Annotated in this window: 12 protein-coding genes; 4 read left to right on the top strand and 8 right to left on the bottom strand. The window is 71.6% G+C overall.

From position 1 onward, the window contains the following. Positions 1 to 111: 111 nt before the first annotated feature. Positions 112 to 585, top strand: coding sequence for a hypothetical protein (locus tag ABD901_RS57295; protein WP_345144601.1), 474 nt, complete (start codon positions 112 to 114; stop codon positions 583 to 585). Positions 586 to 762: 177 nt separating this feature from the next. Here ABD901_RS57295 and ABD901_RS57290 read toward each other — a convergent pair whose 3' ends face one another. Continuing rightward, on the bottom strand, positions 763 to 1722 hold the full coding sequence (locus ABD901_RS57290; RefSeq protein WP_345144599.1) for a zinc-binding dehydrogenase: 960 nt from the start codon (positions 1720 to 1722) through the stop codon (positions 763 to 765). A 72-nt stretch (positions 1723 to 1794) separates the two neighbouring features. Between ABD901_RS57290 and ABD901_RS57285 the strand changes: the two genes are divergently transcribed. Further along, on the top strand, positions 1795 to 2424 hold the full coding sequence (locus tag ABD901_RS57285; protein ID WP_345144597.1) for a TetR/AcrR family transcriptional regulator: 630 nt from the start codon (positions 1795 to 1797) through the stop codon (positions 2422 to 2424). Positions 2425 to 2668: 244 nt separating this feature from the next. On the opposite strand, the gene ABD901_RS57280 is transcribed toward ABD901_RS57285, so the two are convergent. The 5 genes from ABD901_RS57280 to ABD901_RS57260 all read right to left on the bottom strand — a co-directional run bounded on the left by ABD901_RS57280 (position 2669) and on the right by ABD901_RS57260 (position 8240). Next, positions 2669 to 4504, bottom strand: a complete 1836-nt coding sequence (locus ABD901_RS57280) for a hypothetical protein (RefSeq protein WP_345144596.1) — start codon at positions 4502 to 4504, stop codon at positions 2669 to 2671. 247 nt (positions 4505 to 4751) lie between these two features. Then, positions 4752 to 5939: an ABC transporter permease gene (locus ABD901_RS57275; protein ID WP_345144594.1), complete on the bottom strand. Its 1188-nt coding sequence runs from the start codon at positions 5937 to 5939 to the stop codon at positions 4752 to 4754. Next, positions 5936 to 6625 (bottom strand): ABC transporter ATP-binding protein, encoded by a 690-nt coding sequence (locus tag ABD901_RS57270; protein ID WP_345144592.1) that lies wholly within the window; start codon positions 6623 to 6625, stop codon positions 5936 to 5938. The genes ABD901_RS57275 and ABD901_RS57270 overlap by 4 nt, the downstream gene beginning before the upstream one ends. After that, positions 6622 to 7701, bottom strand: a complete 1080-nt coding sequence (locus tag ABD901_RS57265) for a peptidoglycan-binding protein (RefSeq protein ID WP_345144590.1) — start codon at positions 7699 to 7701, stop codon at positions 6622 to 6624. Before ABD901_RS57265 ends, ABD901_RS57270 begins: the two co-directional genes overlap by 4 nt. Then, a complete protein-coding gene (locus tag ABD901_RS57260) occupies positions 7698 to 8240 on the bottom strand; it encodes a hypothetical protein (protein ID WP_345144588.1) in 543 nt (180 codons plus the stop codon). The genes ABD901_RS57265 and ABD901_RS57260 overlap by 4 nt, the downstream gene beginning before the upstream one ends. A 111-nt stretch (positions 8241 to 8351) precedes the next feature. Here ABD901_RS57260 and ABD901_RS57255 point away from each other — a divergent pair, with 111 nt between their 5' ends. Beyond that, positions 8352 to 9668 carry a sensor histidine kinase gene (locus ABD901_RS57255; RefSeq protein WP_345144586.1) on the top strand — a complete coding sequence of 439 codons (1317 nt, stop codon included), beginning with the start codon at positions 8352 to 8354 and terminating at the stop codon, positions 9666 to 9668. Continuing rightward, complete coding sequence (locus ABD901_RS57250; RefSeq protein WP_345144584.1) at positions 9665 to 10315, top strand: response regulator; 651 nt, start codon at positions 9665 to 9667, stop codon at positions 10313 to 10315. The genes ABD901_RS57255 and ABD901_RS57250 overlap by 4 nt, the downstream gene beginning before the upstream one ends. A gap of 138 nt (positions 10316 to 10453) precedes the next feature. Here the strand turns inward: ABD901_RS57250 and ABD901_RS57245 are convergent, their stop codons facing one another. Then, positions 10454 to 11350: an SPFH domain-containing protein gene (locus tag ABD901_RS57245; RefSeq protein ID WP_345144582.1), complete on the bottom strand. Its 897-nt coding sequence runs from the start codon at positions 11348 to 11350 to the stop codon at positions 10454 to 10456. Then, the coding region (locus tag ABD901_RS57240) for a hypothetical protein (RefSeq protein ID WP_345144580.1) at positions 11347 to 11690 on the bottom strand (344 nt) is incomplete at its 5' end. The genes ABD901_RS57245 and ABD901_RS57240, both read right to left, overlap by 4 nt.

Below are 11690 nucleotides of genomic sequence, written 5' to 3'. Positions count from 1 at the left end.
AGACTTCCCTCGACCATCGAGCGCACCGGCAACCCGGCCGGTCACTCCCACACGCCCTGACCCGCGTCCAAGATCATCGGGCTGGACCGGCCGGGCACCGAGACCTCGTCGGTGGATCAGGGCTTAGCTAACCTCGGCGCGATCTCAATCGAATACGGGCAGTTCGAGCAGTCGCTGGCACCCAGCCGTCAGGCAGCTGATCTCTATCGTGATCTGGCCGAGTCGGACCCCAGTCTTTACCTGCGCAGGCTCGCCGGCGTGCTGCAGAATCGCGTCGTCGCGCTCGGCAGGCTACAACGCCTGGCCGAAGCCCCCACATGGGAGCTTGTCGTCGTCCTTCGCCGCCTGGCCACGGCCGACCCCGCCCAGTACACGCCCGCCTTGGCCAGAGGCCTCTACAACCTGGCCGTCGCCGGGGTCCTCAGCCAGGAGCTCGATGCGGCTGCGGCATCCGTAGCTGAGGCGATTGAACTCTACACGCCGCTTGCCCGAAGGGGGCCAACCGAGTACAAGGCCGAGCTGCGCGCCGCTCGCCGCCTCGCTCGCCGGCTGAGGCTGTTGTTGTGGGCGAAGCCGTCGGCGTAGGCGCCGGGCGGCCGGTGGGCGGAGGTAGTCGGCGAACGGGTCGTGCGTCGTCGGGGCACCGCGCGTGTGTGCCCCACCGTGGTGTGCCGGTCCCAGGTCAGTATGGCGCGTCGCGCCCTCAGGTACAGGGCCATCGCCGCGCGGGATACAACCTATCTCTGGCAGCGGTAGCGGCCGTTACGGCGTCAGGACGATGCGGCCGAACACCTCCCCGGATTCGATCCGGCGGTGCGCGTCGGCAGCCGCCGTGAGGGGAAGGACGTCGTGCACGACGGCGCGCAGCTCTCCCCGGGCGGCGGCCGCGAACTGCTCCGCGCGGATCCTGTTGCGTTCGTCCGTCGGCACGGTGTTGAGGCTGAACGTCCCGAATGAGCGTGACCGCTGGAACGAGCGCATGAGCGCCATGCCGAAGTCCGCCGGAGGGTACCCGCCGACGACGCCGATGGAGACCATACGGCCGTTGTCAGCGAGCCGGTCGATGAACGACGGCACGGCATGCCCGCCGATGATGTCGAGGACGACGTCGAACTCACGGGAGAGTGCGTCGCCGTCGCCGGACCGGTCGAGCAGCACCGTGGCGCCGAGTTCGCGAAGCCGCTTCCCACGCTCAGGGGAGGACGTCGTCACAGCGATCGCGCCCGCATCGCCCAGCGTGGCCAGCTGGATCGCCATGATGCCGAGGCTGCCGGCCGCTCCGCGGACCAGCAGCGACTCGCCGCGGCCGAACCGGGCCTGCGCCAGCGCGAAGTGGGCAACCGGCCCGGCGCTGCCGAGCGCCACCGCGTCGACCGGCGCGAGGCCTTCGGGGAGCTCGGTCACGTCTTCGAGGCGAGCGACCGCCTGCTCGGCGTAGGCGCCGCCGACGCCGGTGAACGCCCACACGTCGCGCCCGACCCACGCCGCGTCGGCCGGGTCGCCGGCGGCGATCACCCGCCCGGCTACCTCGCTGCCCGGAATGATGCCCTCGCGAAAGCCGTAGCCGCCGAGGGTACCCCGCCGGATCACCGCGTCGACTCCGCCGACGCCGATCGTCCTCACCTCGATGAGCAACTGCCCGGGCTTCGGCGCCGGTGCCGGCGCGTCGATCACCGCCATGCCGCCGGGATCGCCGAACGTTTGGATGCTTACCGCTTTCACTGTCTCTCCGATCGCCTTGACCTGCTGCGACCGTATCGGACACCCCCGTCCACTTGAGTAAAGTGAGATCTCGTGACCGACCGTTTGCCCCACATGCTGCGCTCAGACGCCCAGGAGAACCGGGACCGGGTGCTCGACGCGGCGCGGGCGCTGTTCTCCGAGCGCGGCCTCGACGTGCCGATGCGCGAGATCGCCCGCCGGGCCGACGTCGGCGCCGCCACGCTGTACCGGCGGTTCGCCACCAAGCAGGCGCTGATCGACCAGGCGTTCACCCACGAGGTCGAGCAGTGCCGCGCGATCGTCCGCGACGCCTGGGCCGACCCGGACCCGTGGCGCGGGATGTGCTCGGTGGTCCAGGGACTCGCCGAGCTCAACGCGCAGAATCAGGGCTTCGTCGACGCCTTCATGACCGCGTTGCCGGGCGCGATCGATTTCGCCGCCCACCGCGCCGACATGGTCCGCATGATCGCCGATCTGTGCCGCCGCGCGAAACAGACCGACACCCTCCGCCCGGACTTCGTCCTCGACGACTTCATCCTCGTGCTGATGGCCGGCCGCGGCCTCTCCGCCGCCCCGCCGGACGTCAGGCTCGCCGCCGCCCGGCGGTTCGCCGCACTGGCCCTCGAAGCATTCCGCGCCTCACCCACGGCGGCCACCCTGCCGCCGCCGGCCCGCTTCGCCCCGGCAGTCCTCGCGGAATAGGGCGCTGGTGGGTCGCCGGCGCGCTCGGCGACCACATCGCATCCGTTAGCAGCCGCAGCCACACGTCCGGCGAGCAGTCGGGGTCGTCGCAGCAGCAGGCCACCGCCATGTGCTCATCGCAGGTCACCTCCTTCCGGGATGCTCGCCGCCTGACCTGCCTGGATGCGTTCTCGGCAGGTACAGCGTCGGTGGCGCGCGGTGAGCCGGGCGCCAGCCGTGGCGGCCAGGGCCCGGATCGACGTTGCTACGGCAGACGCGCTGCGACCCGAGCCGGCATCCGGGTGTGCAGACGGTGCGCGCGCCAGACGCCATCGGCGAACCCTAACGCCGCACCGACGTTGACGGCGCCGAGGCTGCGCGCGGCAGGTTGCGTCGCCCCACTTCCCAGCGCGGCGAGCGCGCCAATGCCGGTGGCCGCCTGCGAAAGCATGATGCAGTCGCGGTCCACGCAGCGGGCCGCCGCCACCGCCTCCACCAGCAGCACGGCCGGGCCTAGCTCGGACCCGATCAGCACGTGCGCGCCCCACGGCGGCGGCAAGCCGTCCACGTGGACGCCGAGCCCGCAGTCCGCCGCAGCCAACGCCCGCCGGTCTCCCGACAGCAGCATGACCACCCCGCCGGCGGTTTGGACGTCGCGTACCGCGCCGACCGGACTCCCGCCGCGCTCGACCAGGGCGTCGGCGTAATCGGCCCGCGGCCGCTGTTCGTCAGTGGCGAGCACAATCCTCAGCCCGGCGCGGACGGCCGCGCCGATGACCATGTCAAGCCCGGGTGCGATATCCGCCTCGACCGCCAGCACGGCCTCCAGCCGACGCCGGCGGGCCAGACCCAGCAACATTTCGGCGCCCGCGTCGGCCAACTCTCGCCGCTGCCGGACCCCGGTGCGTCCGCGCAGCTCCAGCTTGTCGATTGGGGCCAGCGTCCACTCGCCGGCCTCCCGGACATCCGACGGGTTCTCGGCCGCGAACAGCGCGAAACCGCGCTCGGCCACCTCACCTGCGTCAGCACCGACGAGCGGAACCAATCCGGTCAGCGCCCACCGACCCGAGCACACCGCGGCGCCGTCCAGCACCAGCGTGTCCAGCCGGTCCAGACGGCGCAGCACCGCCCGATCCATCACCAACGCACCGCTGCGGGCCAGCGCAAGCCCCAGATGCGACGCGAACGCGGCACGACCCGCCTCGGTCGCCTTGGGCAGTGCCGCAATCCCCACCGCCGCCGCCCGCCGCAGCCCGACCAGCGGCACAGCCGCCGCCACCACAGCCGTCCCGCCGGCCAGCACCCGCCGCTGGTAGCGCTCAACCGGGCCGGGCGGCAACGGGCGCGGGCGCTCGACCGCCACCGGGTCGGCCCCGGCATCCTCCGGACCGCGGATGAGCCGCGACTCCACCGCACGCCACGCCTGCTGATCCGCCCGGGCCTCCCGCCACCGGCCGACCCGCTCGGCGATGTCAACAGCCACGCCCGACCCGCCGGCGGCCAAGGCCTGCGCCAACCCGGCAGCCATGGACACCAACGACTCCGCCCGCTCCTGCCCGTGCAGCCGCCGGGCGGCCAACGCCCGTAACCGGGGATGCAGCTCGATGGCGGACACGAGGCCCGCCAACTCGGCCGGCAGCGGCGCCCACGGGGCCACCCGGGTCAGGCCGACCAGTCCTAACGCGACCGCATCGACCGCCAGGTTCGCCAACACGCCGCTACGCTGCAGGCTCTCGGCAGGGTGATGCAGTTCCTCCTCGGCGTTCTCCTCGTCCACGCTCGTCGGGGCGGACTCGGCGTGCGCCACCAGCGCCACCAACTCCCGCCGCGGCGGCGGCGGATCGGCCACCGCGACCACCACCCGGCAGGCCGGCGCGTTCACCCTCGCCCACACCACCCCCGGATGCCGCTCCAAAGCCCGCTCCACCCGACGAGCCACCCGCACACCGTCCACACCATGCACGCCGTGCGTCTCGATATGCAGCCGGCCAGGACGCGCCCACACATCACGGTCTCCGCCGGTCAGCCAACCCGCCGCCCGAACAGCCAAGCCAACCGCACCGCAGACCGAAGCGGGCACCCGCAGGCCCAGCAGCACCATGGCTCTCCCGTACCCGTCGTCCTGCGTCGGGTGACCTCACTTCCCACATTGGCGCGCACCATGCCGCCGTACCGCCTTGGGTGTCCACCACGCTCGAACGAGCACTCGCACAGCAATGTGGATGACGGACCGCTCGCCACTACAACCCGCAACGCGGGCGGCGTTGTCCAGCATCTCTGACCCATGGGGAGCGAACGCCCTTATCGGCCGCAGCGTCCGGGCCGTCAGCGGGATGGAGCGCCGGCGCTTACGACGTCCGGAGGGCGTCGGTGGGGTTGAGGCGCGCGGCCCGCACCGCTGGGTACAGGCCGGCCGCCGCACCGATGACGAAGGCTGCTGTGAGGCCGGCCCAGACGCCGGCCATCGGTACCAGGGTTTGCCAGCCGCGGGACGTGGCGACGGCGTAGGTGGCCGCGGTGCCGAGTACCGCGCCGGCTGCCCCGCCGAGCAAGGAGAGCAGCAGCGACTCGCTGAGGAACTGGACGGCAATGTGCCGGCGGGCGGCGCCGAGTGCGCGCCGGAGGCCGATCTCCGTACGGCGTTCGAGCATCGAGATGACCATCACGTTGGCGATCCCGACGCCCCCGACGAGCAACGCGATCGCGCCGAGGCCGAGCAGTAGGGAGGTGACGGAGTCGGCGACGAGCAGTCGCGAGGCGAGCGCATCCGAGGGTCGGCTGACCGAGACGCTGTTCGGCTCCGCCGGGTTGGCCGCCCTCGCCAGCATGCCGGCGACCAGCGTGGTCCGTGCGGTGTCGGTCCGCACGTACAGGCGGGTCGGGTGGCCGTCGAAGCCGAAGTACTCGGCAGCGACGGACAGGCCGATCAGAGCGGCCCGATCGATCTCCGGGGCGAGCTCGAACGGGCGCAGCACCCCGGCGACGGTGAACCAGTGCTCGCCCAGCCAGACCCGGGTACCTGCGTCGACGCGATTGATACCGAGTTGGGTGGCGGCGTCGTGGCCGAGCACGACGACCGGGTAGCGGGTGGTGGCCTCGTTGAGGAAGACGCCGGTGGCCACCTGCCCGTCGAGCGTGTCACGAAGGGACGGGTCGGTGGCGCGGACATCTATGCCACCGGTGCGGTACGCGGGTATCCGGTCGGTGCGAAACACCGGCACCCGGGCCAGGTCGGCTGTGGCGGTGACCCGCTGCACGCCCTCTGTCCGGGCTATGCCGGTGGCCGCGCGCGCCGGCAGCTGCGCCTCCTCGCCGTCGACGGTGTGCCCGTTGACCACGGTGAGTAGGTTGGTGCCCAGCCGGTCGATGCGGGCCAGCAGGTCGGCCTGGCTGGAGCGGGTGATGCCGAGGACGCCGACGATGGCGGCGATGCCGATCGCGATGCCCAATGTGGACAGTACAGCCCGCAGCGGGCGGCTGCGCATGCTGATGGTGGCCAGCGGGAGCAGGTCTGCGGCGCGTACGCGGGAGATCATGTGGTCCTTCCGGTGTCGGCGACGATCCAGCCGTCGTGGAGGTCGACCCGGCGCGGACAGGCCTCCGCGACGGTGGGGTCGTGTGTGATGACGAGCAGGGTCACGCCGTCGGCGTGCAGGTCCCGTAGCAGCGTGAGGATCTGCGCGCCGTTGGCGCTGTCGAGGTTGCCGGTCGGCTCGTCGGCGAGGATCAGCGCCGGGCGGCCGACCAGGGCGCGGGCGATGGCGACGCGCTGGCGCTCGCCGCCGGAGAGCCTGCCGGCCGGATGGTCGGCCCGATGCGCGAGGCCGACGCGGTCGATGGCCTTCGCCGCCGCGCGGCGGCGCTCTTTCGCAGGTACCGCACGGTAGAGCAGGCCGTTGGCCACGTTGTCCACTACGGACAGATGGTCCATCAGGAAGAACCGTTGGAACACCACACCCAGCGCGTAGGCCCGCAGGCCGGACAGCCGCCGGTCGGAGAGGCCCTCGATGGCTTGCCCGGCCAGCCGTATCGTGCCGGTCGTCGGCCGGTCCAGGCCGCCGGCGAGGTTGAGCAGCGTGGTCTTGCCGGAACCCGACGGGCCGACGACGGCCACCAGCTCGCCGGTGCGCACGGTCAGGTCGACACCGCGCAGCGACTCGACCGGCGGCGTGCCGGGGTACGTCCGGCCGGCGTTTTCCAGCCGGAGCACGACGTCGCTCATGACACCGGTATCTCGATCTGCGTGCCTTCGGTCAGCCCGTCGCCGGTGACCTCGACCGTGCCGGCGGCCTCGTCGAACAACCCCGGCCGCACGGTCACCAGCCGCCGGCCGGCGTCATCGACGACCGCGACCTGATACCCGCCGGATTCACCGGCGAGCAGCGCGGTCACCGGTACCAGCAGGACGTTGTGGCGCTGCGCTCCGGTGATCGCGACCTGTACCGGTGCCTGGTCGAGCGCCGGCGTGCCGGCCGGCAGCGTCACCGTGACGACCATCGGCACCGTCGCGGGCCCGGTGCCTTGGCTGGGTGGCGTCGCCACGGTGCCGATCTCCCGGACGGTGCCGTCGACCGGCTGGGCCAGCCCGGGAACGTTGACCCGAACCTGGTCGCCGGGATGGACCGTCGCCTGCCGGTCGGCGGTGAGCGCGACGCGCACCACACGGGCGGTCGCGGTCGCCGACAACACCGGCGCACCGGGCCCGGCCGACGCCCCGACCTCGGCGAGGGGCTGCCCGACGCGGATGGCGCTGGGCAGGAAGACAACCTGCCCGAGCGGCAGCCGTCCGGTGCGCCGCGCCACCGGCAGGCTACGGGCTGCCTGCCAGCGGCGGATCGCGGCCGCCGTGGCGTCGCTGAAGTGCCGGTCGACCGTGATGCCGTGCCCGGGATCCATGCCGAGCGCGACAAGGTTCTGTTCCAGCTGCAGGACGTCGGTGCCGTCAGACATGCCGGCGGCGAGTTCCCGGTACGCCGGTGTGGTCCCGTACAACAGGACCGCCGGCACGCCGGCCACCGCGTACAGGTCGTCGCCGCGGACCACCGCGGTCCCGGGCGCCGGTACGGCCGTGATCACGCCGCCGGGCAGCTGATTGACGATGGTGTACGCCCCGTCGAAGCCGAGCACGCCGGCGACCTGGACGCGGGCCGTCACGTCACCGCGGACCACCGGTGCCGTCGTCATGCGCACCTGCGGTCCGGCGACCGGTGCGGTCGACGGCGCCCGTCTGACTGCCCAGCCGACCACGCCGGCCGCAGCCAGGAGCGCGCCGACGGTCGCCCACAACCGGATCCTCACGACGACACGTCGATTCCGTTGTCCCAGTACTGCTTGCATGCCTCCACGGCGGTGGACAAGCGGCCCGACGACTTGCTCTCCGCCTGGATCGGCGTACCGGCGATCGGGAACGTGCCGTCGCTCTTGGGGTCCGGCCATTCGGGGATGCCGTGCTCGCGGATGCACTTGGCGAAGTCCCGCAGTTTCTGCATGTCGGCTGCGCTCGGCGGCGGGCGGTCGTCGGGGAGCACCGGGATCTCGGCGAGGATCGCCCTACACTCGGGAATCTTCAGGACCTGGTCTTCCTGGTCCTTCACGTCCTGGGGCGAGTGAAAGTAGCCGATCCTGCCTGCGTAGAGCTCGGGGTCGGGGAAGTTCGGGAGGCCGTGGTCGCGCCCGCACTGTGCGAAGCGTTTGCCGGCGTCCAATGCCTTCTGGACGTCGGTGCTGGTGCCGCTGGCGGATGCCTTAGGCGACGCTGTACCGCCGGATGAGCACGCGGCCATGCCTGCGGCGAGGACGGCGAAGACCGCGACGGTGAGCAGAGATCTGCGGGTCATGCCTCACAGGCTGGCGTCTTCGACGGTTGCTCCGCGTCTGTCCGTCGATCGATCTCCGGGGTCTGTCGTACGACAGACCCCAAACCGAATCACGGCACGTACGCTGGGCCGATGCAGCCGAGGACACCCCGCGTGACGGCGCGCCAGCGCTGGCTCGACGTGGCCCTGGTCCTGCTCCTCGCCGGCGCCAGCCTGTTCTGGGCCGCCGACCTCTTCCTCTCGCCGAACGAGAAGGCGTTCGAGATCGTCGGGTCGGCCGACGCCTGGCAGCGCCATACCGTCTCATGGTGGCTGGCCAGCGTGCCCGCGGCCGGCGCCATGGTCCTACGGCACCGGTGGCCGCTCGCCGCGACGGTCATCGCCGCCGGTTCGGCAGGCGCGCACCTGTTCGACGGGTTCGCGCCGTTCCTGCCGATGGACATCGCCGCGCTGGTGACCATGTACACCCTTGCCAGCACCATCCGGTCACGCCGCACCTCGATCACCGTCCTGGTCACCATCGAGGCGACCCTGTACGGCCTGATGCTGGTGCCGTGGCTGCACACCTTGGCTCGCGTCGGCTGGGAAGAGGCGAGGCAGGTGCTCATCGGCGGCACCTGGCAGAACAACCCGCTGCTGTCGGCCACAAGGGATGCGGCCCTGCCCGGCCTGCTGCTCGCCGTCACCTGGGCGGTCGCCGACAGCGCCCGAACCCGACGCGCCCACCTGGCCACCCTGCAGGCCCGCGCCGAGGACCTCGAACGCGATCAGCGCCAGCGCACCGCGCTCGCGGTTGCCGCCGAGCGCGGCCGGATCACCCGCGAGCTTCACGACGTCGTGGCGCACGGCCTGTCCGTGATCGTCGTCCAAGCGCAGGGCGCCAAGACCATGCTCACCCGGCAGCCGGAGCGCACCGAGGCCGCACTGACCAACATCGTCACCACCGGCCGCGCGTCGCTCGCCGAAATGCGCCGGCTGCTCGGCGTCGTGCGGACCGAGCCGCACGCCGACCTGGCACCGCAGCCGAGCCTCGCCGCGTTGCCCGAGCTGGTGGACCGGATACGGGACAGCGGCACGCCGGTCGACCTCCGGGTCACCGGCGAGCCGACGACGCTTCCCGCCATCATCGAACTGGCCACGTACCGCATCGTGCAGGAGGCACTCACCAACACGCTCAAGCACGCGACACCAGGGGCCGGCTGTGCAGTCGACCTCGACTTCGGCCCGGCCAGCCTGCGGATCCGGGTCCTCGACAGCGGCGAACCGGTCCCGCAGCCCTCGCCCGGCAACGGCTTGCGTGGCATCACCGAACGCGTCCACGCGCTCGGCGGCAACCTGCGGGCCGGCCCCGCCGCCGGCGGCGGCTTCGAGGTGTCGGCCCTGCTCCCGGTCGAAAGCGGCGAGCCGGCCACGAGCGCCGGTGACCCGGCGTCGGAGCGCGCCACGTGATCCGCGTCCTGATCGCCGACGACCAGGCCCTCGTCCGGGCCGGGTTCCGCATGATCCTCGACGGGACCGACGACATGCTGGTGGTGGGCGAGGCCGCCGACGGGTTGAAGACTCTGGCCGTGGCCGGTGAAACCCGGCCCGACGTAGTCCTGATGGACGTCCGCATGCCGGGCATCGACGGCATCGAGGCCACTCGCCGGCTCCGCGCCGCCCACCCGCCGGACCACCCGCCACACGTCATCATCCTGACCACGTTCGACCTCGACGAGTACGTCTACGCGGGACTCCGCGCAGGCGCCGCCGGATTCCTGCTCAAGGACTCGCTCGACGGCGAACTGCTCCAAGCCGTACGCGCCGTCGCCGGCGGGCACAACGTCGCCGCGCCCACGGTCACCCGCCGGCTGGTCCAGCACTTCGTCGCCACCGCCCCACGGACCGTCGACACCACGCCGCTCGGCGCGCTTACCGCACGCGAGCGCGACGTGCTCGAGCTGATCGCACAGGGCCTGTCCAATCAGGAGATCGCCGGTCGGCTGATGATCTCGGAAGGCACCGTCAAGACCCACGTCAGCCGCATCCTGGCCAAGCTCGGGCTGCGCGACCGCATCCACGCCGTCATCTACGCGTATCAGAGCGGCATGGCGTAGCCGGCGCCGACACCGGCCCGACCGGGTCGGAGACGTCGAGGTCGATCACCGCATCAGTTTGGCTCAGTACACTTCGCAGGTACCGCGCGTGTCGTCGGCGTCGCGAAACCGGCCTCCTGAGGCCGAGCGCGCCGGCCTCTATCTGACCGCCCTCGGGGGGACACGAGTGGCCGGATCGATGAGCACGGTCGAGCCCGGTGGCACCAGAGTGACCTGCAGCTCCGGGCTCTGCAGGACGCCCTGTGTCTCGAGCACCTCGAACAGGGCGTCCGAGATCTGCGGGTCCTCGCCGATGTGCGCCAGCGCCGCTCCCACGATCTGCGGGCGCATGGCGGCCGCCTTGGCGAACTCGACGGCCGCCTCCCGCTCGGAGGCGGACCTGATCACGTTGACCCGGTTCGCGTCGTCCTGCTCGATCGCGGCGGTCACCTGCCGCAGTCGGTTGACGACCTTCTGCTCGATCTGGCGGATCATGCCGGCGTCACGGAAGTGCACCTTGCGCACGTAGACGCTGCCCACCCGATAGCCCCATTCCCGCGACTGGCGGCTGGCCTCCTCCCGGACGGTGCGGCTCATCTGGTGACGGTCGACCAGCATGCGGTCAAGCTTCATGTTGCTCAGGCCGCGCACGGCGGCGTTGGAGACGTTGGCCCGCAACGAACCCGCGGGATCGGCGTTCTTGTACAAGTACGCCACCGGGTCGCTGATCACCATCTCGTACCAGATGCCGACGCCCATCGGAGCGCCCTCTTCGGAGTTGACCGCCTCGCTGCGCAGGTAGGTCTGGTCGAGCCGGAGCTCGACGACGTGCCGCCGGCCGAACAGCGGCAGCAGCGCCGCGGCAGGGCCCAGCCGCAGCCAGGGAAAGTGCAGGCCGGGGTTGTCCAGCACCAGCCGCACGGTGCCGAAGAGCTCGAAGACGATGCATTGCCGCTCGCGTACGATGACGAATGCTCCGAAGGCGCGGGCGACCCCGAGCAGGATCGGCACCGCCAGGAAGCCGGCGATCAGCGCCCCAATGTCGATGATGCTCATCGGCCGGCACTTCCTTCCCGGGCGCTCGTGATGACCGAGCCGGTCTTGGCGAACATGCCCAGCCGGACGTTGCGGATGTACAGTTCCAGCGCGCCGTCGCCGTGCGATCGCAGCTCGCGCAGTTGCTCCGCCATCGCCAGCAACGGCTCGACCTCCGCGTGCGCGTTGAGGGTCTCGATCTCGACCGCGCGGCGTGACTGCACGATCTTTTGGGGCGCTTCTGACGCTTCCATGGGCGGCTCGGCGCGTCGTGAATAGCGCACGCCGTTGTCCTGCCTAGGTTCTGGCTTGTCGAAGGTCAGAACTGCGGTGGCGGGAGAACGGCGTGCGTACTGCAAGG

Origin of the sequence: Dactylosporangium darangshiense, from assembly GCF_039537565.1 — a bacterium.
Classification (GTDB): domain Bacteria; phylum Actinomycetota; class Actinomycetes; order Mycobacteriales; family Micromonosporaceae; genus Dactylosporangium; species Dactylosporangium darangshiense.
This window is presented reverse-complemented; position numbering and strand designations above follow the sequence as displayed.

Bases quoted from the DNA above. Each gene is read 5' to 3' on its own strand.
- ABD901_RS57275 (WP_345144594.1), bottom strand. From the start codon at position 5,939: ATGATCTCCCGCGTACGCGCCGCAGACCTGCTCCCGCTGGCCACCATC.
- ABD901_RS57280 (WP_345144596.1), bottom strand. From the start codon at position 4,504: ATGGTGCTGCTGGGCCTGCGGGTGCCCGCTTCGGTCTGCGGTGCGGTT.
- ABD901_RS57245 (WP_345144582.1), bottom strand. From the start codon at position 11,350: ATGAGCATCATCGACATTGGGGCGCTGATCGCCGGCTTCCTGGCGGTG.
- ABD901_RS57260 (WP_345144588.1), bottom strand. From the start codon at position 8,240: ATGACCCGCAGATCTCTGCTCACCGTCGCGGTCTTCGCCGTCCTCGCC.
- ABD901_RS57255 (WP_345144586.1), top strand. From the start codon at position 8,352: ATGCAGCCGAGGACACCCCGCGTGACGGCGCGCCAGCGCTGGCTCGAC.
- ABD901_RS57270 (WP_345144592.1), bottom strand. From the start codon at position 6,625: ATGAGCGACGTCGTGCTCCGGCTGGAAAACGCCGGCCGGACGTACCCC.